At 70.6% G+C, this 22,891-nt stretch carries 18 protein-coding genes; 15 read left to right on the plus strand and 3 right to left on the minus strand.

Features of this window, described 5'->3' with window-relative positions; translation table 11 throughout:
• The 3 genes from AB7V09_RS06590 to AB7V09_RS06600 form a co-directional block, all read left to right on the plus strand.
• Window positions 1–1,415: IS1634 family transposase (locus AB7V09_RS06590; protein ID WP_419143279.1), on the plus strand; the 1,415-nt coding region annotated here is incomplete at its 5' end.
• A gap of 90 nt (window positions 1,416–1,505) precedes the next feature.
• A complete protein-coding gene (locus AB7V09_RS06595; RefSeq protein ID WP_419143280.1) occupies window positions 1,506–2,108 on the plus strand; it encodes an EamA family transporter in 603 nt (200 codons plus the stop codon).
• A gap of 11 nt (window positions 2,109–2,119) precedes the next feature.
• Window positions 2,120–2,812, plus strand: coding sequence for an NAD(P)-dependent oxidoreductase (locus AB7V09_RS06600; RefSeq protein ID WP_075414180.1), 693 nt, complete (start codon window positions 2,120–2,122; stop codon window positions 2,810–2,812).
• On the opposite strand, the gene AB7V09_RS06605 is transcribed toward AB7V09_RS06600, so the two are convergent.
• Window positions 2,765–5,131, minus strand: coding sequence for a dolichyl-phosphate-mannose--protein mannosyltransferase (locus tag AB7V09_RS06605; protein ID WP_419143281.1), 2,367 nt, complete (start codon window positions 5,129–5,131; stop codon window positions 2,765–2,767). The two genes, AB7V09_RS06600 and AB7V09_RS06605, sit on opposite strands and share 48 nt — an antisense overlap.
• Window positions 5,132–5,184: 53 nt before the next feature.
• Between AB7V09_RS06605 and rsmI the strand changes: the two genes are divergently transcribed.
• Entirely contained in the window at window positions 5,185–6,111 is a 927-nt protein-coding gene (gene rsmI, locus AB7V09_RS06610; RefSeq protein ID WP_419143282.1) for a 16S rRNA (cytidine(1402)-2'-O)-methyltransferase, read from the plus strand.
• A gap of 44 nt (window positions 6,112–6,155) precedes the next feature.
• Window positions 6,156–6,758, plus strand: coding sequence for an isochorismatase family protein (locus AB7V09_RS06615; RefSeq protein WP_009407490.1), 603 nt, complete (start codon window positions 6,156–6,158; stop codon window positions 6,756–6,758).
• 121 nt (window positions 6,759–6,879) lie between these two features.
• On the opposite strand, the gene AB7V09_RS06620 is transcribed toward AB7V09_RS06615, so the two are convergent.
• The gene (locus AB7V09_RS06620; protein WP_419143283.1) at window positions 6,880–7,944 is read right to left on the minus strand and encodes a hypothetical protein; all 1,065 of its coding nucleotides are present in this window, start codon (window positions 7,942–7,944) and stop codon (window positions 6,880–6,882) included.
• 259 nt (window positions 7,945–8,203) lie between these two features.
• Between AB7V09_RS06620 and metG the strand changes: the two genes are divergently transcribed.
• The 7 genes from metG to AB7V09_RS06655 all read left to right on the plus strand — a co-directional run bounded on the left by metG (window position 8,204) and on the right by AB7V09_RS06655 (window position 17,559).
• Window positions 8,204–10,051: a methionine--tRNA ligase gene (gene metG / locus AB7V09_RS06625; RefSeq protein ID WP_419143284.1), complete on the plus strand. Its 1,848-nt coding sequence runs from the start codon at window positions 8,204–8,206 to the stop codon at window positions 10,049–10,051.
• 6 nt (window positions 10,052–10,057) lie between these two features.
• A complete protein-coding gene (locus tag AB7V09_RS06630) occupies window positions 10,058–10,984 on the plus strand; it encodes a TatD family hydrolase (protein WP_419143285.1) in 927 nt (308 codons plus the stop codon).
• Between the two features lie 320 nt (window positions 10,985–11,304).
• Window positions 11,305–12,327, plus strand: a complete 1,023-nt coding sequence (locus AB7V09_RS06635) for a G5 domain-containing protein (protein ID WP_101559751.1) — start codon at window positions 11,305–11,307, stop codon at window positions 12,325–12,327.
• A 170-nt stretch (window positions 12,328–12,497) separates the two neighbouring features.
• Window positions 12,498–13,442: a resuscitation-promoting factor gene (locus AB7V09_RS06640; RefSeq protein ID WP_419143286.1), complete on the plus strand. Its 945-nt coding sequence runs from the start codon at window positions 12,498–12,500 to the stop codon at window positions 13,440–13,442.
• A 129-nt stretch (window positions 13,443–13,571) separates the two neighbouring features.
• On the plus strand, window positions 13,572–14,666 hold the full coding sequence (rsmA, locus tag AB7V09_RS06645) for a 16S rRNA (adenine(1518)-N(6)/adenine(1519)-N(6))-dimethyltransferase RsmA (protein WP_419143287.1): 1,095 nt from the start codon (window positions 13,572–13,574) through the stop codon (window positions 14,664–14,666).
• Window positions 14,663–15,649, plus strand: coding sequence for a 4-(cytidine 5'-diphospho)-2-C-methyl-D-erythritol kinase (locus AB7V09_RS06650; protein ID WP_419143288.1), 987 nt, complete (start codon window positions 14,663–14,665; stop codon window positions 15,647–15,649). The genes rsmA and AB7V09_RS06650 overlap by 4 nt, the downstream gene beginning before the upstream one ends.
• Window positions 15,649–17,559: an ABC-F family ATP-binding cassette domain-containing protein gene (locus AB7V09_RS06655; protein ID WP_309342315.1), complete on the plus strand. Its 1,911-nt coding sequence runs from the start codon at window positions 15,649–15,651 to the stop codon at window positions 17,557–17,559. Before AB7V09_RS06650 ends, AB7V09_RS06655 begins: the two co-directional genes overlap by 1 nt.
• 132 nt (window positions 17,560–17,691) lie before the next feature.
• Here the strand turns inward: AB7V09_RS06655 and AB7V09_RS06660 are convergent, their stop codons facing one another.
• A complete protein-coding gene (locus tag AB7V09_RS06660; protein WP_003780678.1) occupies window positions 17,692–18,237 on the minus strand; it encodes a hypothetical protein in 546 nt (181 codons plus the stop codon).
• A gap of 97 nt (window positions 18,238–18,334) precedes the next feature.
• Here AB7V09_RS06660 and AB7V09_RS06665 point away from each other — a divergent pair, with 97 nt between their 5' ends.
• Genes AB7V09_RS06665 through AB7V09_RS06675 form a run of 3 tightly spaced genes read left to right on the plus strand, consistent with a single transcriptional unit; the run spans window position 18,335 to window position 22,685 of the window.
• Window positions 18,335–19,048 (plus strand): FHA domain-containing protein, encoded by a 714-nt coding sequence (locus AB7V09_RS06665; protein ID WP_175284731.1) that lies wholly within the window; start codon window positions 18,335–18,337, stop codon window positions 19,046–19,048.
• 8 nt (window positions 19,049–19,056) lie between these two features.
• Window positions 19,057–21,219 carry an FHA domain-containing protein gene (locus AB7V09_RS06670; RefSeq protein ID WP_419143289.1) on the plus strand — a complete coding sequence of 721 codons (2,163 nt, stop codon included), beginning with the start codon at window positions 19,057–19,059 and terminating at the stop codon, window positions 21,217–21,219.
• Window positions 21,219–22,685, plus strand: a complete 1,467-nt coding sequence (locus tag AB7V09_RS06675; RefSeq protein ID WP_314920069.1) for a serine/threonine-protein kinase — start codon at window positions 21,219–21,221, stop codon at window positions 22,683–22,685. Before AB7V09_RS06670 ends, AB7V09_RS06675 begins: the two co-directional genes overlap by 1 nt.
• Window positions 22,686–22,891: the final 206 nt, after the last annotated feature.

Raw genomic sequence — 22,891 nt, forward strand, 5'->3', positions numbered from 1 at the left:
ACCTGGGCTCAGCCCACGACGAGACGGAGCTGGAGGTCCTGCTGGAGGCCGGTCGGCAGAAGATCGCCGCCTGGCAGAGCCAGGGGCTGCTGGACCTGGAGTCCCTGGAGCCGGCACCGGGACGCACCGGCCTGGCTACTACCACGGTGGAGTCCAAGCACTCCAGGTTGTTGTGGGAGGTCCTGCACGGCGCCTACCAGCGTCTGGGCCTGGGGGACGCCACTGGGGGTGATCGGGCCTTTGAGCAGATGGTTCTGGCTCGTCTGGTCGAGCCGTCCTCCAAGGCCCAGGTCCCCCGGGTGCTGAGTGACCTGGGCCTGGAGGCCGTTACCGTGCGGACCTTGTTCCGCTCCCTGGCCCGAGCCCAGGAGCGGGGCTACCGCGAGAGCATCTCTGGGGCCTTGTTCGAGCACGTCACCAACACTGGTGGGGGTCTGGCCCTGTGCCTGTACGACGTCACCACCCTCTATTTCGAGGCCGAGCGTGAGGACGACCTGCGGCGGGTGGGTTACTCCAAGGAGAGGAGGGTCGATCCTCAGGTCATCGTGGGCCTGCTGGTCGACCGCCGTGGTTTCCCCCTGAGAATCGGGTGCTGGGAGGGCAACCAGGCTGAGACCACCACGATCATCCCCATCGTGGAGGCCTTCCAGGCCGCCCACGGCATTGAGGAGCTCGTGGTCGTCGCTGATGCCGGCATGCTCTCAGCTGCCAACCTCACGGCCCTGGACGACGCCCGGTTGCGGTTCATCGTCGGGGCCCGCACCACCCGGGCCCCAGGGGATCTGGAGGCCCACTTCCACTGGCACGGGGACGCCTTCACCGACGGCCAGGTCATTGACACCATCACCCCCAAGAAAGGCTCCAGGAGCGAGCGGGACAAGGCTGTCAGGGCTGAGCCCGTCTGGGACCCGGTCGAGTATCCGGGGTCGTGGAGGGCGGTATGGTCCTACTCCAAGAAGCGCGCCGCCAGGGACAACCAGACCCTGACCGCCCAGGCCAACCGCGCTAGGGCCGTCATCGCCGGCGAGAGACGTCCCAAGGGCACGCGTTTTGTCACCGTCCATCAAGGCGATCAGGTGCTCGATGAGGCCTCCCTGGCCCGGGCCCGCTCCCTGGTGGGCCTCAAGGGCTACGTCACCAACATCCCGTCCTGCCTGATGGGCGCCGGTGAGGTCGTCTCCTCCTACCACGAGCTGTGGCACGTCGAGCAGTCCTTCGCCGATGAGCAAGCACGACCTGAGAGCCCGCCCCGTCTTCCACCACACCCGCGATGCCATCGAGGCGCACCTGACCGTGGTCATGGCCGCCCTGGCCGTCGCCCGGCACCTCCAGGAGACCACCGGGATCAGCATCAAACGCATCATCCGCGCCCTCAAGCCCCTCCAGGACGTCACCATCAACCTCAACGGCCATAACATCACTGCCCAACCCCAAATCACCCCAACCGCAGCCAGCATCCTCAAATCCCTACAGTCCCCAGGGCACTAAGGTGTCACGAGTCAGGTGTGGCCGCGACACTCGGGGCTGCGCAACCGATCATCATCGCGGGCCTCGCCGTCGCCGTCCTTGGTGAGCGCTTGTCGGCATGGAGCCTGATGTGGGGCGTGGCCGGCGTTGTCGGTATCGCTCTCGTCGTCCTGGGGCCGCAGGCTCAGCTCAACACTCTCGGGGTGGCGGCCGGCTTGGGCGGAGCCGCCTCGATGGGCCTGGGAGTCGTGCTCACCAAACGGTGGGGCAGGCCCGACGGCGTCAGCGCCCTTGCCCTGGCCGGATGGCAGCTCACCGGAGGCGGCCTTCTGCTCATCGTGCCCGCCCTCATCATCGACGGCGTTCCGACCGGAATCGATACGGCGGCTGTGGCGGGATACGCCTGGCTCGGGCTCGTAGGAGGGCTTGCCGCCTACGTCCTGTGGTTCGAGGGTATCCGCAGGCTGCCGGTCACGCCGACGGCACTGCTGGGCCTGCTCTCACCTCTGAACGCGGTGCTCCTCGGACACGTCGTCGCCGATGAGGCACTCACGCCCTTCCAGTTCCTGGGGTTCGCGCTCGCTCTCACTGCGATGAGCGCAGGACAGCTCGCCCCGCACTCCTCCCGATCCTCCTCTTGAAAGGACCCCTCATGAGAATCACCGTCCTTGGTGCCACCGGCATGGCCGGGACCGCCGTCGTCAACGAAGCGCTCAGCCGCGGTCACGAGGTGACCGCCGTATCCCGGCGGCGGCGCCATCGGGCTGGCGCCCGCCTCACCTCGCGCCTGCTGGATGTCGCCGACGTCGAGGGCGTGGCCGGTCTCCTGAAAGACAGTGACGCCGCTGTGGTCGCCCTGCGCCCGCCCGCCGGTCATGAGAGCGACCTGGCCCGACTGACGACGGCCGTCCTGGACGCCGCCTCCAGGAACCGAACGCCCCTGCTCATCATCGGGGGCGCGGCTCCGCTGAGCTCGCCCACGGATCCCAGCACCCTCGCCATTGACGACCCCACCATTGTGCCGCCGGCATGGAGAGACGTGGCCCAGGCAAGCCTCGATCAGTTCCGGGCGTGCCAGGCGCACAGCTACAAGGGCTGGGTCTATCTCAGCCCTCCGGCGATCTTCGCTCCAGGAGATGCCACCGGCTCCTACCGCCGCGGAACTACCACGCTTCTGCGGGACGCCCATGGTGAGTCCCGCATCAGCCCTGAGGACCTGGCTCTCGCCGTCGTTGACGAGTTGGAGCATCCCGGCGGCGAGCAGCACATCACCGTCGTCGCCGCGGAGGCAGGGGACTTAGATCCAGGAAGACAGGAACATGTGCGAGACCCAGAAGGAGCGTGAGACCGTCTGCCCGGTCCAGATCGGCCACCAGAAGGCTGCCGCCGCACAGGCCAGGAGCGTGACCACGATGATGAGGCCGATGCCCTCGGTGCGGATCTGCCACGTGGGGGCCATCGTCCACTTTGCCAAGGAGGCCCACGGGCTGCGGCGGCCAGCCAGCCGTGGCACCCCGCCGTCGGACCACGCCGGCTTGGTGGCGTCCCACGATGTCGATGGGGCCGGGTAGCCGGTCAGCTCGTCGTAGCTGCGCGCCAGGGCCGCATCGGTCCGCGGGTCGCTGAAGGGGACGCCGGGCTCGAGGTCGTCGTCGACGTCGACCAGGCCCGGATTGATGCGGTAGATGCCGGGGTCGGTCTCCTCCACCGGCGGCGTCCACACGGGTGTGCGCGCGAACTGGGGACCGAATCCCAGGAATCTGGCGCCCATGCCGCGCCACGGCCGGATGCCCGGGCCGATCTGCCGCCTGAGGAGAGCCTCCATCTGGGTGTCGGCGCTCGCCGAGCCCGGCAGCGGTGGCAGCAGCCCGGAGGCCATGCCCAGCGCCAGCACGAGGACGAGCACAACGCAGGGCACGAAGGCCACCGTGTAGAAGGTGAAGATGGTGCGATCCCGGTACTGGAACCAGGGCACGTACAGGCCCAGGTAGCCGATGAGCGGCACCCAGGCCCGCCAGTCGCGGTTCTTGACCCCGATGATGACCACGGCCACCAGCGCCACCACGGCCGACCACCAGATGACGATGTTCCCGATCGAGGTGATGGCCTGAATGCAGTCCCCACCCCCGCAGGTCTGCGGCACCTGAGCCTTGTCCTCCCAGAAGAAGGAGGTCGGGCGGGTCTGCAGCAGCCAGCCCGAGGGCTTCGACTGGTACGTGTGCGGGGCGTCCAGGCCCACGTGGAACTCGTACATCTGCTGGTGGTATGCGATGAAGTCGTTGATCTTCTCGAACACCGAGTTGTCGACGTAACCGGACAGCCAGGGGACGGGAACCGGCAGCCCCTGCTTGATCTGCTCGGCCGTCCAGCCGTGCTTGAAGGCACCCAGGTGGGTGAACCAGGACCACCAGCAGCCGACGTAGACCACGATGACCACCGGAATCGCCTGCAGGAAGTCGCTCACGCCCTGGGCGACCGTCCCCTCCAGGAACCAGGCCCGTGCGCGCACTCGCCGTAGCGCCAGAGTGTCCCAGGTGACGACGGCGATGCCGCACACCGCGACGAGGTAGAGCCCTGACCACTTGATGGAGCAGGTCAGCCCCAGTGCGATGCCCGCGGCCAGCAGCCAGGGACGGATGGTGGCGTGCGGGGCGCGCGCCCCGGGCGTGGTCCCCGCCATCCTGCGGGCCAGTCTCGTCCGCGACCACTCCCGGTCGCGGACCAGGCAGTACAGGGACAAGGTGGCGAAGAAACCGATGAACACGTCCAGCAGCCCGATGCGGGACTCGGTCAAGGCCACGCCGTCGATCGCCAGGAGCAGTCCGGCCAGGCCCGCCAGCAACGGTGAGCGCGTCAGGCGCATCGTCAGGCGCGCCAGCAGTATCACCGTGAGGATCCCGGCGACGGCCGGCATGAACCGCCAACCGAAGGGCGACTCCGGCCCGAAGATCTCCATGCCGGCGCCGATGAGCCACTTGCCCAGCTGGGGGTGGACGACGTAGGAGGCGGTGTCGGTCAGCCTGGAGAAGTCCCCCATGGCGAAGGCCGTGTCGGTCGTGACGGTCGGGTCGGTCGAGCCGATCGAGACGGCCTTGTCATTCCAAGTGGCCTCATAGCCCAGGTGCCACAGGGAGTAGGCGTCCTTGACGTAGTAGATCTCATCGAACATGAGCGTCTTGGGGTGGTTCAGTCCGATGAGGCGCAGCAGGGCGGCGATGACGCCGACGACGCCGGTGACGATCCACCCGCGGGCCCTCACGCCGAGGGGCATGTCCCAAAACAGCCCCGGTAGGCGTATCAACCCGGCAAGGATCCTCGTGATGACGGAGGTGAGCAACCGGCGGAGCCTTGAGACTCGAGGAGGGCCCTCCTTACCGCTCACGAAAGAGTTGACGAATCTCGTGGCGATGACCATCTCATGGTCGACCGGGCCCAGCCCGAGCATGGTGCGCAGCTCGGCCTCGGTGCGCTCGGCGGCGGGCTCGGTGTCGCGCTCGGCGATGACCGGCTCGGCGACGGCGACCTCGACCGGCGCGGGGCTCGTGGCCTCGTCCCGCGCCGGGGCGGCTTCCTGTGCTCGTTCCTGCTCCGCGTCCGGGCCGGGGGAACCGTCGCGGGACTGCTCGGGGGACTGTTCGGGAGACAGCGCGCTCGGAGTCGTCACACCCCGAGTGTAGGCGGAGGCTACATCGAGGGCGCACCGACATACTGTGTCCTATGACTGAGAGCAGCCCGCCCCCACCTGCCGCCGCCGCCGACGACGTTGATCCCGTCGATGCTCCCGCCGCCCACAGCCCGGACCTGCGCGGCGGGACGATCACCCTGGCTGCCACCCCGATCGGCAATGTCTCTGACGCCTCACTGCGTCTGCGTCGCGCCCTGGAGCAGGCCGACCTCATCGCCGCCGAGGACACCCGCCGGCTGCGGTCCCTGGCCCAGCGCCTCGACATCGAGCCCCGAGGGCGCGTCATCGCCTTCCACGAGCACAACGAGCGCGAGCGCGCCGCCGAGCTGCTCGAGGCCGCCCGCGCCGGCCTGCGCGTCCTGGTCGTCTCCGATGCCGGCATGCCCTCGGTCTCCGACCCCGGGTACCGGCTCGTCCAGGCGGCGGTGCGCGAGCAGGTGCCCGTCACGGTCGCACCGGGACCCTCAGCGGTGCTGACCGCCCTGGCCCTGTCCGGACTGGCCTCCGACCGCTTCTGCTTCGAGGGGTTCCTGCCGCGCAGGCCGGGGGAGCGGCGCCGGGCCCTGGAGTCCCTGGCCACCCAGGAGCGCACCATGATCTTCCTGGAGTCCCCCCGCCGCGTCCACGACTCCCTGGTCGCCATGGCCGAGGCTCTCGGCGCCGAACGTCCTGCGGCACTGTGCCGGGAGCTGACCAAGACCCATGAGCAGGTGCTGCGGGCCCCCTTGTCCGAGCTGGCCCGGGCCACGGCCGACGGCGTCCTGGGGGAGGTGGTCCTCGTGGTCGCCGGAGCCGAGCCTGTCGCCGCCAGCCCCGAGGCCGCCGCGCACAAGGCCCTGGCGCTGGCCGAGGCCGGCATGCGCCTCAAGGCGGCCGCGGCCCAGGCGGCCGGTGAGGCCGGTCTGCGCCCCAACGAGGTCTACCGCGCGTCCCTGGCGCTGCGTGACACCGCAGACTGAGCCGACCGGGCTCCTGTCGGGGCCGATCCCGCTATGGTCGTGTCATGAACACCGAGCACCGCACCGGTTCCCAGGCCCCCGCTCGACGGGCCCTCATCATCGTCGACGTCCAGCCCACCTTCTGCGAAGGAGGCGCCCTGCCGGTGACCGGCGGTAACGCCGTCGCCGAGCGCATAGCCGCCCACCTGTCCTCCCACCGGGGGGACTATGACCTGGTGGTCACCACCCAGGACTGGCACATCGACCCCGGTGAGCACTTCTCCAGCGAACCCGACTTCATCGACACCTGGCCCGTTCACGGCGTGGCCGACTCCGCCGAGGCCCAGCTCCACCCCGCCCTGAGCGGCCTGGAGGCCGACGCCGCCGTGAAGAAGGGCCAGTACGCCGCCGCCTACTCCGGCTTCGAGGGCGTTGACGAGGACGGGCGCACCCTGGCCGACATCCTCAGCGCCGCCGGTATCGAGGCCGTCGACGTCGTCGGCCTGGCCGAGTCCCACTGCGTCAAGGACACCGCCCTGGACGCGGTCCGGCAGGGCTACCGGGTGCGGGTCCTGACCGATCTGACCGAACCGGTCAGCCCCGAGCTGGGGCGCGACGCCCGCGCCGACATGAGTGCTGCCGGCATCGAGCTGGTGCCCTCCCACTGAAGGACTGCCCGCACCGGCCACCGGGGCCGGTCGCCGGGGTCGGGCCCCGAATCGCCCCGAACACCATGGGTGCCCTCACCGATTGTCTCGGTGAGGGCACCCATGCGTTGCCAGAGGTGGGCTACTGGGCCGGCCAGCCGCCGGGCTGCTGGTACGGGCCCGGCTGCCCGGGCTGAGCCTGCTGCTGCCCCTGCTGCACGGGCTGGGTGAACACCGAGGGCTGTACGGGCTGAGCCTGCTGCGCAGGTTGCTGAGCCGATTGCTGACCCGTCCACCCGAACTGGGCGGTCGGGGCCACCTGCGAGTACTGGGGCTGGGCTCCCGCCCCCGCAGCCGAAGCCGCGTAAGGGGCCTGCTGGGGGGCCGGCTCCGGCTGCTGGTACTGGGGCTGCTGGGCGTACTGCGCCGCCTGCGGCTGCTGGTCGGACTGCCAGGCCCCCTGGGTGTAGACGGTCGGAGTCCCGGGCGTCGCACCGGCCGTTGTGCTGAAGGCCTCACCTGCCGCAGCCGGGGCCGTGCCGGCGGCGGCCAGCTTGGAGCGCCAGGCCATGCCGCCGGCGCCCATCGCCAGCCCTACGACCGCCATGATGATCGCGCCGACGGCCCCGAACAGTGACAGCAGGGTGGCCGTCGCCGACGAGGGGGCGATGATCTCACCGACGGAGACCCCCGCAGTGCTGTTGCAGTCAACGGTGTAGGCGCCCGACTTCTTGGAGGAGAAGGTCGAGAAGAGCTTGCCGCCCTTGACCTTCGTGGACGACGAGCTGGACTTCGTGTCGACGTCGTCGCCATCAGGAGAGGTCACCGAGCAGTCCGGCGCGTCGTCGCCGTCGCTGTAGAACAGCCCGTAGGTGCTGCCCTTGTCCAGCTCCACCGTGGCGGCCTGGTCATCCGGCAGGTTGGTGACGGTGGCGTTGAACTGGCCGCGGGTGACCGCCGAGCCGATTCCGCCGATGATGGCGATCAGGAGGATGGCCAGGCCGGCCACCGCCAAGGCTGTCGGGGCGGCCAGGCTCTTGGACGTCGCCGGCTGGCTCGCGGCACCTGAGTAACCGCCCTGAGGCGTCTGGAATGGTGCGGCCGGCGGGTACTGCGAAGACTGAGCGCCGGCGAGAGCCGGGTCGTAGCCGTTGGCCGACCAGCCGGCTGGGCTCGCTGGGTACTGGGAGCCGGGGTACTGGGACATAACTGGCCTTTCTGGTCCATCGTGTCCGTGTGAGAGGCGCGTGGGAACACGTCATGACGGCGTGCACGGCAGCATGGTGATGCCGGAAGCCCGCAGCGCACCCGAGACCTCACAGGAGGTGTCGATATGTCGGAACAATCACCGGGCGGGAGCCGCACGACTCGGACAGACTACCGGGTGGCGGTGCACCCCCGCAGGCCGTGGACCAGATCCGTGGCCCTGGACTGAAGCGGCCGCGGAACCCGATAGGCTGACCTCCATGACCCACATCCTGTCCGCAGTCGCCTGGCCGTACGCCAACGGCCCGCGTCACATCGGCCACGTCGCCGGCTTCGGTGTTCCCTCTGACGTCTTCTCACGCTACATGCGCATGGCCGGTCATGACGTCCTCATGGTCTCGGGCACCGATGAGCACGGCACCCCGATCCTCGTCGCCGCCGACGAGGAGGGTCTCAGCGCCCGGGAGCTCGCCGACCGCAACAACCGGCTCATTGTCGAGGACCTCGTGGCCCTGGGGCTGTCCTACGACCTGTTCACCCGCACCACCGCCGGCAACCACTACCACGTGGTCCAGGACATGTTCACCACCGTGCGGGACAACGGCTACATGGTCCAGCAGGTGACCCGCTCGGCGATCTCCCCCTCCACCGGGCGCACCCTGCCCGACCGCTACATCGAGGGCACCTGCCCGATCTGCGGCGCCGAGGGCGCCCGCGGGGACCAGTGCGACACCTGCGGCAACCAGCTCGACCCCACCGACCTCATCAGCCCACGCTCGCGGATCAACGGTGAGACCCCCGAGTTCGTGGAGACCACCCACTGGTTCCTCGACCTGCCCGCCCTGGCTCAGGCCCTGGGTGCCTGGCTCGACGAGCGCGAGGCCTCCGGCACCTGGCGGCCCAACGTCATCAAGTTCTCCCAGAACCTCCTGGGGGACATCCGCCCGCGCGCCATGACCCGGGACATCGACTGGGGCATCCCGGTGCCCGGCTGGGAGGACCAGCCCACCAAGCGCCTCTACGTCTGGTTCGACGCCGTCATCGGCTACCTGTCCGCCTCCGTGGAGTGGGCGCGCCGCAGCGGCGACCCCGAGGCGTGGCGCGCCTGGTGGAACGACCCCCAGGCCCTGTCCTACTACTTCATGGGCAAGGACAACATCGTCTTCCACTCCCAGATCTGGCCCGCCGAGCTCCTGGGCTACAACGGTCAGGGCGCGGCCGGCGGAGAGCCCGGGCGCCTGGGCGTGCTCAACCTGCCCACCGAGGTCGTCTCCAGCGAGTTCCTCACCATGGAGGGCAAGAAGTTCTCCTCCTCCCACGGCATCGTCATCTACGTGCGCGACTTCCTCGAGCGCTACCAGGCCGACGCCCTGCGCTACTTCATCTGCGCGGCCGGCCCGGAGACCGCGGACGCGGACTTCACCTGGGCGGAGTTCGTGAGGCGCACCAACGGCGAGCTCGTGGCCGGCTGGGGCAACCTGGTCAACCGCACCGCCTCCATGATCCACAAGCGCTTCGGGCAGATCCCCGAGCCCGCCGAGCTGGAGGACATCGACCGGGCCCTGCTCGACGCCGTTGAGGCCGGCTTCGCCTCCGTGGGCGACCTCATCTCCCAGCACCGCCAGAAAGCCGCCCTGGGGGAGGCGATGCGCCTGGTCGGCGAGGCCAACAAGTACGTCGCCGACACCCAGCCCTTCAAGCTCAAGGGCGAGGACCCCGCCACCCAGGCCCGCCTGGCCACGGCCCTGCACACACTGGCCCAGGCGGTCACCGACCTCAACCTCATGCTCTCGCCCTTCCTGCCGCACGCCGCCAACGACGTCGACCGGGTCCTGGGCGGGTCCGGCCGGATCGCCCCGATGCCCCGCATCGAGGAGGTCGCCGAGCTCGACCCCGAGCACCTGCCCGAGGCCTTCGACGGCCGCACCGGCTACCCGATCATCACCGGCGACTACCAGGACGCCCCCACCTGGGGACGCCACCCGGTGACCGTCGGCACTCCCGTGGCCAAGCCGACCCCGGTGTTCACCAAGCTGGACGAGTCGATCGTCGAGGCCGAGCTGGCCCGTTACGCCGGCTCCGTGCCCGACGACGTCACCGGCTCCTGAGGGCGCATGGGATCGAGGAAGCGAGACCGCTCCTGGCCGCCGGCCGACGCCGTCGCCCCCCTGGCGGCCCCGGTCACCGACAACCACACGCACTTGCCGGTCGCGGCGGACGCCGGCGGCCCCGGCTCCGAGGCGCCGCTGAGCGCCGCTGAGCTGGTTGAGCGCGCCGCCGCCGTGGGTGTGACCCGCGTGGTGACCTCCGCCTGCGAGGTCACCACTTGGCAGGAGAGCCTGGCCCTGGCCCGCCAGCTGCCCGGCGTGCGCGTGGCCCTGGCCGTGCACCCCAACGAGGCCGTCCTCCACGCCGGGGTGCGCGAGACCGGCCCCGACGGGCTCGAGCCCCGGGCTCAGGAGCACCATGCCGAGCCGCTCGAGGAGGTCATGGTCCGCCTGGAGGAGACGCTCAGGGCGAACGCCGACGTCGTCGTCGCCGTCGGGGAGAGCGGCCTGGATTTCTTCCGCACCGGTGAAAAGGGGGCCGTCGCCCAGCGCGAGGCCTTCCGGGCGCACATCGCCCTGGCCAAGGACCTCGACCTGCCCCTGCAGATCCACGACCGTGACGCGCACGCCGCCTGTGTGGAGGTTCTCAAGGCCGACGGCGCCCCCGCTCGCACCGTCTTCCACTGCTTCTCAGGCGGGCCGCAGCTGGCCGCCGCCTGCGCCGAGCACGGCTGGTACGCCTCCATCGCCGGCCCGCTCACCTACCCGGCCAACGACACCCTGCGGGAGGCGGTCGCCGCCCTGCCCGAGTCGCTGCTCCTGGTGGAGACCGACGCCCCCTACCTCCCGCCCAAGCGCTGGCGCGGCCGTCCCAACGCGTCCTACCTGCTGGGCGACACGGTCCGCTTCCTGGCCGGGCAGCGGGGCCTGAGTGAGGAAGACCTCTGCCGGCGTCTGCAGTCCACCACCGAGACGGTCTACGGGACCTGGTGATCGCCGTCGGCCGCCGACGGGCGACGGGATCCGTCTGAGACTCCGACCTATGGACCCTGACGTCCTGCGGGGAGGAAGCCTGCCATCAGAGGGAAAGGAAAAGACCCCGCGACCGTCCCGGTACGGCCGATTTTGTCCGGACGTTGCCTCCCAGGTTGCCACCGTTCGTTCAGGAGTGTCCCAGGTGGAAGACAGGTTGGAATCAGGGCCTGTCTGCACGGTTCCATCACAAGCCCACAGGGTGTGAGCAGGTGCATTGGCACGCCCCTGGGTCATCGGTTACGGTGACATGCAGTCGTCAAAACGAAGGAAGTTCTATCGTGGGTCGTCACTCCCAGACCAGCTCCCTGAGTACTACACTCGCCGGCCTCGGGTCCTTGGCCTCCAAGAAGCGGGCCGCCTCCGCAAGCCACGGCCGTCGTCGCGCCGAGGGGCCTGCCAAGACCTCCCTGACCCCCATGCTCTTCAAGGCGGGGGGTGCTGCTGCTGCCTTCTCCCTGGCGGTCTCCGGTGCCGCCTACGCGGCCATCTCCGCGGGGGATGACGAGGGGCGTTCCTCCTCGGGCGGTTCCTTCGGGCTGATCGGTGGCGAGTCGGACGGACAGGCCAAGGCTGCTGCCACCCCGAAGGCCGGCGCCGGCAAGATCGCCAGCGCCCAGACCTCCACCACCACCGTCGACGAGCCGCAGGTTCACAGCACGGTGAAGAAGGAGACCGACTCCCTGCCCAAGGGCGAGACCAAGGTTGAGACCGCCGGCGTTGACGGTCTCGTGCGCACCACCTACGAGGTCACCACCCAGGACGGCAAGGAGGTCTCCCGCACCCCCGTCGCCCAGGTCGTCGTCACCAAGAAGGTGGACGAGGTCGTCCTGGTGGGTACCGGAGAGCAGCAGGATCAGCAGGCGCAGCAGGCTCAGCAGCAGGCCGCCCAGCAGGCCCAGTCCGCCGGTGACGGGCAGGCCGCCCAGGCCAACGGGGGCAGTGAGGGCTCGAACAGCAGCACTCCGGCTCCCGCGGCCAACCCCGGCGCGGGGACCGACCCCGACAGCGCCAAAGCCATTGCCCGCTCCATGATGGCCAGCCACGGCTGGGGGGACTCGGAGTTCTCCTGCCTGGAGAGCCTGTGGACCCGTGAGTCCAGCTGGAACTACCAGGCCGAGAACGCCTCCTCGGGCGCCTACGGCATCCCCCAGGCGCTGCCCGGCACCAAGATGAGCGAGGTCGCCGACGACTGGGCCACCAACCCCACCACCCAGATCACCTGGGGCCTGAACTACATCTCCGGCCGCTACGGCACCCCCTGCTCGGCCTGGGCCCACTCCGAGTCCGTCGGCTGGTACTGAGCCGAAGCAGTCGCCCGGAACGTCGTCGACGGCGCCCGTCTCCTGTGCGAGGCGGGCGCCGTCGTCATTGTTACGAGATGTATGTCACAGGGGAGTGAGGTGCTTTATTGTCGCCACCGTAACGCTTCCACTACCGTGGCACTCGCCGTCAACTGGAAGGACGTCTCCCCATGACTCCCCTCGCCCGTTCCCACGCCCACGCCCTGCCGGAGGAGCCGCAGGCGCCGGTCCCGCAGGAGACGGCCCATGGGGAACACGGGCAGCACAGCATGCGCGCTATCGCGCTGCGCGCCGGTCTGGCGGCCCTGGCCCTGTCGGTCGCGGTCTCCGGGGCCGCGTACGCCGCTGTCCGCGCGGGGGAGCCCTCACGCACCTCCGGTGTCGAGGCGGCCGCGAAGGGCACCGATGGCCTGGGCGCTGAAGGTGGACGCAGCAGGGTCTCGGTCACGCCGAGCACCCAGAAGGTGACTACCGAGACGGTCGACGCCACCGACCCCCACGGAACTGTCCAGCAGGAGAGCGGCGACCTGTCCGAAGGCGAGACCAAGGTGACCACGGCCGGCGTCGACGGCGTCGTGCGCACCACCTACGAGGTCACCACCGTGGGCGGCAAGGAGGTCTCCCGTACTCCCGTCGCTCAGGTCGTCGTCACCCAGAAGGTTGATGAGGTCGTCCTGGTGGGCACCGGCGCGGCCAAGAAGCAGGAGAGCAAGCCGGATCAGTCTCAGGGACAGCCCCAGTCTCAGGGGCAGGGTCAGTCCCAGGGGCAGGGTCAGTCCCAGGGGCAGGGTCAGACTCAGGCACCCTCGGAGTCCTCCGGAGGCTCTGGTGGTTCGGCGTCCGGCGGCAGTGCCGGCACGACCGGAGGCGAGGTCGGCGACGACGTCTGGGCCCAGCTCGCCCAGTGCGAGTCCGGCGGCAACCCGGCCACCAACACCGGCAACGGCTTCTACGGCATGTACCAGTTCACCCTGGAGACCTGGCAGTCACTGGGCGGAACCGGCTACCCCCACGAGGCCGACGCCGCCACCCAGACCGCCATGGCCAAGAAGCTCCAGGCCCAGGCCGGCTGGGGCCAGTGGCCCGGCTGCGCCGACAAGCTCGGCCTGCGCTGAGCGGCCCGAGCCGCGTCCGGGGCGTCGCGCACGCTCCGGGGCTCGATCATCCCGATCATGCAGAGAGCATGCGGCATGTTCCCAGACATCTCACAGTGATAAAAGGCGGGCGCCGGTTACTGTGTCCCCATGACGTTGCCGGCCCCCGATTCACAGGTGCCCCCGGCAGGAGCCGCCCCCACTGACGGGCACGACCCTGCAGGAGCCTGTGAGGCCACCTCCGAGACCCCCGCCGATGCCGCCCTCGCGGAGCACCCCCACCCGGGCCCCCGGGATCCTGAGGATCATGGCGCATCTCCGGGCTCCCGTGCCGCCGGCCTCCTGGGCCCCACGGAGGTCCGCGGCCTGTCCCAGGCGCTGGGCATCCGCCCCACCAAGACGCTGGGGCAGAACTTCGTCCACGACGCCGGCACGGTGCGCCGCATCGTCAAGAGCGCGGGCGTGCGCCCCCAGGACACGGTCCTGGAGATCGGGCCGGGCCTGGGCTCCCTGACCCTGGCCCTCCTGGAGACCGGGGCGCGAGTGATCGCCGTCGAGATCGACCCCGCCCTGGCCCGGGCACTGCCCGTCACCGTCGCCGACCGCATGCCGCATGCCGCCGGCCGCCTCACCCTCATCCAGGCCGACGCGCTGAGCATTACCGGCCCGGACTCGCTGGGCGAGGCCGGGCCCCCTCCCACCCGCCTCGTGGCGAACCTGCCCTACAACGTGGCCGTCCCCGTCCTGCTCACCGCGCTGGAGGCCCTGCCCAGCCTGGAGAGCGTCACCGTCATGGTCCAGGCCGAGGTCGCCGACCGCCTCGCCGCCGAACCCGGTTCGCGGACCTACGGGGTCCCCAGCGTCAAGGCCGCCTGGTACGCCGCGGCCCGCCGCACCCTGACCATCTCCCGCCACGTCTTCTGGCCCGTGCCCAACGTCGACTCCGCCCTCGTCGAGCTCGTGCGCCGTCGTCCCCCCACCACGCGCGCCACCCGCGGGCAGGTCTTCGCCGTGGTCGACGCCGCCTTCGCCCAGCGCCGCAAGACCCTGCGCAAGGCCCTGGCCAGGCTCGCCGGAGGGGCCGACGCCGCCGAGTCCGCCCTGCGCGCCGCCGGCATCGACCCGACCCGGCGCGGCGAGACCCTCGACATCACCGCCTTCGCCGCCCTGGCCGAGGTGCTGCAGCCCGTCGTCGCTGATGAGACCGCTGCGCCAACGCCTCCCACCTCACAGGAGCAGTCATGAGCCATCTGCGTGCCGTCCCCGACGGCCCCACCGGTCCGCGCGAGTCCACCGTGCCGCCCCGCAGCGGCTCGGCCAGCTCGGTGCGCGTCGAGGCCCCCGGCAAGGTCAACCTCTTCCTGTCCGTCGGCGCCCCCGGCCCCGACGGCTACCACCCGCTCACCACGGTCTTCCAGGCGGTCCGCCTCATCGAGACCGTCACCGCCCGCAGGCAGTCCGCCCAGGACCACGGCACCGTCACCCTCACCCTCGAGGAGCCCGACGCCGACGTGCCGGTGGACGAGTCCAACCTGGCCGTGCGGGCCGCCACGCTCCTGGCGCAGACCACCGGCGTGAGCGAGGGCGTCGACCTCCTGCTGCGCAAGCGCGTCCCCGTCGCCGGCGGGATGGCCGGAGGATCCGCCGACGCCGCCGCCGCCCTCGTGGCCTGCAACGCCCTGTGGGGCACGGGCCTGTCCCTGCCCGAGCTCTCCGCCCTGGCCGCGCGCCTGGGGGCCGACGTCCCCTTCCCCCTGACCGGGGCCACCGCCGTCGGGAGCGGCCGCGGCGACCTGGTCACCCCGATCATGACCCGGGGCGCCTACCACTGGGTCTTCGCCCTGTCTGAGGAGGGCCTGTCCACCCCGGCGGTCTTCCGGCGCTTCGATGAGCTGACCGGTGGCGGGCGGCCCGCCGTGCGCGACGTGCCCGAGGCCCTCACCGCCGCCCTGCGCGCCGGCGATGCCCGCGCCCTGGCCGGCTCCCTCCACAACGACCTCCAGGCCGCCGCCCTCGACCTGCGCCCCGAGCTGGCCGAGGTCATCGCGGTGGCCGAGGAGGCCGGGGCCCTGCGCGCCATCGTCTCCGGCTCCGGCCCCACCATCGCCGCTCTCGTCGAGGACCCCGGCAGCGCCCAACGGGTCTCGCGCGCGCTGAAGGCCTCGGGCCTGGTCGCCGAGGTCCTGCGCGCCGACGCCCCCGTGGCCGGCGCCCGGGTGGTGGGCTGATGGCGCACCTGCTCGGCGTGGAGAACCTGCGCCTGACGGTCGGCTCCCGCCTGCTCCTGGACGAGGTCACCCTGGGACTGGAGGACGGCACCCGCGTCGGCGTCCTGGGCCCAAACGGTGCCGGCAAGTCCACCTTCCTGGCGGCCCTGGCCGGTCGGCGCGAGCCCGACGGCGGCCGCGTCACCCGCACCGGCGGGGTGAGCGTGGCGGTCCTGAGCCAGGCCGACGACCTGCCGCCGGGCGCCACCGTGCGCACCGCCATCCACGGCCGGGCCCCCGAGCACGAGTGGGCCTCCGACCCGGCCGTGCGTGACATCCACGCCGGCCTCATCGCCGACCTTGACCTGTCCGCCGACGTCGCCACCCTCTCCGGGGGCCAGCGCCGCCGCGTCGCCCTGGCCGCGGTCCTCACCCGCCGCGCCGACGTCGTCATCCTCGACGAGCCCACCAACCACCTCGACGTCGAGGGCGTGGACTGGCTCGCCCGTCACCTGCGGGCCCGCTTCAACGGCCCGGGCGGCCGGGCCTCCGGCGCCCTGGTCACCGTCACCCACGACCGCTGGTTCCTGGACGCCATCTGCACCGACGTCTGGGAGGTCGTCCCCGGCATCGACCCCGGCGGCGGGCGCCCCCAGGTGGCCGGCCGCATCGAGACCTACGACGGCGGGTACGCCGCCTACGTCCTGGCCCGGGCCGAGCGCGCCCGCCAGGCCGCCGTGGCCGCCGTTAAGCGGGAGAACCTCCTGCGCAAGGAGCTGGCCTGGCTGCGCCGCGGCGCCCCCGCCCGCACCTCCAAGCCCCGCTTCCGCATCGATGCCGCCGAGGCCCTCATCGCCGACGTGCCGCCCCCGCGCGACACCGTGGCCCTGACCGCCATGGCCACGGCCCGCCTGGGCAAGAAGGTCCTCGACCTGGAGGACGTCACCGTGCGCTACCCCGGGCCGCCTACCGACTCCGGCGAGGCGACCCAGCGGGAGGTCCTGCGCCGGGTTACCTGGCGGCTCGCCCCCGGTGAGCGCGTCGGCGTCGTCGGCGTCAACGGCGCCGGCAAGACCACCCTGCTGCGCCTGCTCGAAGGCGTCCAGGAGCCCACTGAGGGCCGTGTCGCCCGCGGCAAGACCGTCCAGGTGGCCACCCTGTCACAGTCCACCCACGAGCTCGACGCGCTCGCGGACCTGCGCGTCGTCGAGGCCGTGGCCATGGTGGGGGAGAGGGTCGTCGTCGGGGACAAGGAGATGACCGCGGCCCAGCTCGTGGAGCGCCTGGGCTTCACCCGTCAGCGGGCCTGGACCCGGGTGGGGGAGGTCAGCGGCGGGGAGCGCCGTCGGCTCCAGCTTCTGCGCCTGCTCATGACCGAGCCCAATGTGCTCCTGCTCGACGAGCCCACTAACGACCTGGACACCGACACCCTGGCCGCCGTTGAGGACATCCTCGACTCCTTCCCCGGCACCCTCGTGGTCGTCTCCCACGACCGCTACCTCCTGGAACGGGTGACCGACCACCAGGTGGCGCTGCTGGGCGACGGCAGTGTGCGTGATCTGCCCGGCGGGGTCGAGCAGTATCTCCAGATGCGCCGCGAGGCCATGGGCGGCGCCGGGAGCCCTCGAGCCTCAGCGGGCGCTGCGGCATCTGCGGCGACGCGGGCGGCAGCGGAGGCCTCTTCTGAGCGCAGTGCTTCCAGCGGGGCCCGTCGGCACGAGGCCCGCAAGGCCCTGGGGCGCATTGAGCGGAAGATGGAGCGGGCGGCTCAGTCGCTTGCCGCTCTGCACGCGCGCATGGAGGAGGTCTCGGCCGATCCGAACCGGGTGGGGGAGCTGGCCGAGCTCGGCCGTGAGCTCGTGGCCGCTGAGGCGACCCACGCCGATCTGGAGGAGCAGTGGCTCGAGGCGGCGGAGGCGCTGGAGGCCTGAGGGGCGGTGCCTCTGCGCCCTGGCGGGGCCTCGTCGCTGGAAGCGGTGGGGAGGGAACGGGGCTCGGGGAGAGGGATCGGGGAGGTCAGTGGCGACGTCGCTGCTCACGGACACCCGGGCCGTCTGCGCCGATCAGACGACGGGGGCGACCTGGCGGGCCAGCTCGACGAGATGATCCAGGTTGGGGGCGATGTCCTCAGCGGCGGCGCCCCACAGGCGCATGACCAGGTCCACCGGGACCGTGGGCAGTCCCGCCAACCTCAGGACGACGACGCCCTGGGTGGGGCCGTTGGACTCGTAGAAGGCGGAGAACCCCACCATGTCCGGGCCCGGCCGCAGGCGCACCAGCTCGGCCTCGGGCAGGAGCGCGGCGACGATCTGGCGCTGGGTGGCGCGGCGTCCCTCCTTGGAGCCGTCATCCTTGGCGATCTCCAGGCTGAGGTCGATGACGAAGGGCGGGTGGGCGACGTCGTCGATATGCATGAGGCGGGCGAAGCGGCCCTGGCGCTCCATGGCCTGCAGCTCGTTGAGCAGGGACTCCAGCTCGGAGCGCCACTGCGGCCCGGTCACTCCCAGGTGGGCGCTGCGGTGCCTGGCCTCCTCCCGCGCCCATCCCGGCGGTGGGAAGGGCGGGATGATCACCCATCGCTGGGGATCAGGAGTGACCGCGATCTGCACTGTGTGTTCCTTCCGAGACCTCGTCCGACTGCGAGGCAGTGGGCTGGGCGCCTACCATGTCTGTCCTATGAGGACCCGAGAGCGACATACGACAATTATGCCTGCATCCGCACGCCGACGTGTGGTCCGCGTGCTGGTGGATGCGGGGCTCATCATCGCACTGTGTGCCGTCACGGAGCGCTGCTGTGGAATCTTATTCGCTGTCGGGGCGGTTGTGCTGCTTATTGCTGTGATGACTGCCATGATGGCGATGACAGGCGCCACACCCGGCGGGCTGGTGACGGGGGTCCGGCTGCGGAGGGTGGCGGACACAAGCAGTCCCCCTGGGCGCTCTGCGGTGATTTACGTCGCATTTTTGGGCCTCTCTTTGGTGGCAACCGCAGGTCTGGCCCCCCTGGTGTTGTGGATCCTCTCACTATGGCGTGCTGAACAGCGCACCTGGTTCGACCGACTGGCTGGAACAGTTCTTCTCAGCGCCAGGCCGACCTCGGTGTCGGCCTGTTCCCTGGTGGTTGAGGGCTCAGTAATCCCAGTTCTGGGGCCGATTGTTCTCGGGCGCCGGCCGGCCCCGATCGAGTCCCACCCCGATGCGCAGCTCGTCGCGGTGCTCCGTTCGGAGGACTCCGTGTCTAAGACGCACGCCCTGTTCGTACCCGCTTCGGATGGGGTACTCGTCACAGATCTGGGTTCGACGAACGGAACCCACATCGAGGACGAGGAGGGCGTTCACCGACTCTCACCCGGCCGACCGGAGTACGTGCACCGGGGACGGCAGGCATACTTGGGTGACGGTGTCTGTATCGTCCGTTGAGGAGAAAAATGATGACAAACAGCCCGAACAGCAGCGCGAACAACGAGGTCTGGTGGACCGAGGGTTCGTGGACAGGCGTGGTCACGCCACGTGCTGTGATGATCCTGCCCCCGTCGGTGCCGCAGGACCTCACCGAGCGCCTGTGGCGGCTGCTGCGCAGTGAGGAGGCCTCGCTGACGCGGGCCCTGGATGAGCTGGTGATGGGGATGGGCGGACGTCTGGGTGCGATCCCGGACTTCGTGCTCGCCGTCTCGGCGCCCGAGGACGTCTTCCACGTGGCGCTGCGCGGTGCCCCGCAGATGGAGGTCGACGGCAAGGCGCTGGACGCCTCCGCGGTCACCACCTGGTTCGAGACGACGGTGACCGCCCCCAACTCGGTCATCGTCAGCGCGCCCGACGGCGCCGGACAGGTGCGCCGCCCGGCGGTTGACGCCGTCGTGAGCACCGGCCACCTGGTGCTGCGCGGATCGGAGAAGTCGAGCGGGACCCCGTCCCCCAGCCGTGCATCGTCGAAGGGGTCCGGTGACTCCGACGACGATGACCCTGACCCGGCTGGTCCTGACTACTCCACCGCTTCTGCCGGCTCCGCCGGAACCCCTGCTGCTGCCGTGAGGACCTCTCGGTCCTCCCGTCGGGCATCGCGTCGCGCCTCGCGCCGTCAGTCCGCCTCGTCGGACCACTCGGAGCAGGACGACTCGTCTGAAGGGGCGCCTGCCGAGACCGCCGAATCCGCCGACGTCGTCGACGACCTCATCGAGATCGCGCAGGACAACGCCGAGCAGCAGGCCCTCGATGGTGCTGAGCTCGCCGCGTCCCTCGAGAGCGCTGAGGCCGCTGAAGCCGCCGGTCAGTCGGAGGACTCCGCTGAGGACTCCGACGCTGCTGAGGAGTCGGCCCTGATCGCCGACTCCGAGGGACCCGCTGACCTGCTGGCCGTCGTGGCCGGCGTCTCCGAGGCCGCTGAGACGACTGAGGTGACGCCGTCGCCAGAGCTGCCCGAGTCCTCAGAGACTCCCGACGAGACCCCGGAAGCCCAGACCCCTGAGGCCGCCGAGGCCGCCACTGAGTCCTCACCGGAGACCTCCGATGAGGATCTGCTGATCGCCCCCGTCTTCGATATCCCGGCCCTGCCGATCCCCTCCGCTCAGGAGGCAGAGGCCATGATCCCGCCCCCTCCGCCCCCGTCGAGCGAGGATCTTGAGGCTGCTGGTATCAAGGACGCTGCCGCCGAGGTCACCGAGGTCACCCAGACCCCGGCCGACTTCGTGCCCGTTGAGGCCGCCGAGGCCGCCGTGGTCGCGGAGGCCACTGCTGTTGCCGAGGCCGCCGCGCAGGTGCACGCCGAGGAAGAGCCCGTACGCTCCGGGGACCACGACGGACAGACCATCAACAGTCTGCCCGAGGACCTCTCCCAGGAGCTGCGCGCCGAGCTGCTCAACCAGGGGCTCGGTCCCCTGGAGCCGAGCCAGTCGGCGGAGGTCGTCGAGTCGCCCGGATCCGCGGCTGTGGATGCCGCAATGGTCGAGCTCGTGCAGCCCCCCGTCGGTGAGCCGGCGACTGCCGAGCTCGGTCGCGGGGACCACGACGGACAGACCATTAACGGTCTGCCCGAGGACCTGGTCGGCGAGCTCGTCTCCCTCGTGGGAACCGGGCCCTCCAGCCCGGCGTCCCCGGTCTCGGCGAGCTCTCCCAGTGAACCCGACGCCATCCGGATCGTGCTGTCGGCGGTGTGCCCCCAGGGCCACCCCAACCCCACGAACTACACCGTGTGCCGCGTCTGCGGAGCTGAGCTCAACCGTCCGGCCAAGTCGGTGGCCTGCCCCCCTCTGGGGCGCGTGGTCACCTCCGGCGGCGAGAGCATCGAGCTCAACCGTCCCCTCCTGGTGGGTCGCAACCCTGTGGCCGACGACATCAGCAGCGTCGCGGAGGTCCCCCTCCGTCCGCTGACAGTCGCCAGCCCCAACCAGCTCGTCTCCCGCAACCACATCCTCATCGACCTGGATGCGTGGAGCGTTCTGGCCCAGGACCTGGGCAACTGCAATGGCACCGTTCTCAACCGCCAGAACGAGGCGCCCGTGCGCCTGTCCTCGGCGAATCCGGTGCTCCTGCGCAGTGGAGACGTCCTCGACCTCGGCGATGGTCAGACCCTCGCCTTTGAGAACCTCCCCTGATGCTGGATCACAAGGGACCGCCTCCGGTCATCTCCGGGTTCACGTACCTGGAGAGACTCGGAGCGGGAGGCTACTCCACGGTCTACCTCTTCGAGCAGCACATGCCCCGCCGCGAGGTCGCGGTCAAGGTCATGAACGCTGACGTGGAGGACAAGACCGCCTCCCGCTTCGAGTCGGAGGCGAATCTCATGGCGCGGGTCTCCTCCCACCCGGCCATCCTGTCCATCTACGGCGCGGGCGTCTCCGCCGACGGCCACCCCTTCCTGGTCATGGAGTACTGCCCGCCGCCGCAGCTGGGCGCCATCTTGCGCCAGGGTCCCCTCAATGTCGCTGAGACCCTGTCGACGGCGATTCAGATCGCCGGAGCGGTGGAGACCGCTCACCGGGCCGGCATCGTCCACCGGGACATCAAGCCCGCCAACATTCTGTTCACCACCTACCGCCGCCCGGTGCTCTCCGACTTCGGCATCTCCGCCATGAGTGGCCCGGAGGGGGCCGAGGAGCTGCGGGGGATGAGCGTGCCCTGGGCTCCCCCCGAGCAGCTGGTGGGGATGCGCTCGGCCAATCCGGCCTCCGACATCTACTCCCTGGGCGCGACCACCTTCGCGATGCTCACGGGGCGCAGCCCCTTCGAGACCGACGGCATCCCGGACGTCTACGAGCTCTCCCGCCGTATCGTCAAGGACCCCCTGCCGCCGCTGGGGCGTCAGGACGCCCCGCCGTCGTTGCACCGCGTGCTGTCGGTGGCGATGGACAAGAACCCGGACTCGCGCTACCCGACGGCGCTGGCCTTCGCCCGGGCGCTCCAGCAGGTCCAGGCCGAGCTCGACCTGCCCATCACGACGGTCGACCTGTTCCAGGAGCCGGACAAGGCCGCGAAGTCCGCCCGGCGCCCCAACCCCGACGAGGCCGACACCGCCACGAAGATGGGGGTCTTCAACCAGGTCGACGTCACCAGCGAGCACATCGCCATGCGGGTGGAGCCCGACAGTGAGGACAAGGGCTCGTCGTCGGACTCGGAGGCCGCTGAGTCGAGCCGCCCCAACCGCATGCGGGCCGTACTGACCGGTCTGCTGGTCGTGGCCATGGTCGCCGCCGTCATCGCCGCGATCGTCGTCTCCCAGCACCAGGACAAGCAGAAGAAGCCCAACAACCCCATTGCCACAATCGCCCCGCAGCCCGACGCCAACCCCCTACAGGCCTCAGTGCCCATGGTGGGCGATATCGTCGGCGAGGCACAGGGTGACGGCACGGTGAAGTTCACCTGGGGTGAGCCGGAGACGAACTGGTCCGGCAGCTACCTCTACCGGGTCAAGCTGCCCGATGAGGAGACCGAGCTGGACTCCACCCGCACCAACGAGGTCACCGTCAACGCCCAGCCGGCGCGCACCTGCCTTGAGGTCACCGCGGTGCGCGCGGACGGTAAGGCCTCGCCGGCCAAGACCGCCTGCGTCGACACTCCCTGAGGTCGCCTCCCGGGAGCAGCCAGTCGCAGTGGCAATGGGCCCGCCGAGTACTGCACGAGGTTGGGGATCTACTAACCAAGGGTTGTGCGTACTGCACGAAGGCCCCACCTACCCGAAGTGCACCCGACCCTCCTCCAGTCGCCCCCGACCTTCGTGGAGTAGCCGGACTCCGGGCGGGGATTCGGGCCGGAACCGAACGTGAACCA

The organism is Actinomyces sp. SKVG-SVH-4(1) (assembly GCF_048514265.1).
Taxonomy (GTDB): domain Bacteria; phylum Actinomycetota; class Actinomycetes; order Actinomycetales; family Actinomycetaceae; genus Actinomyces; species Actinomyces oris.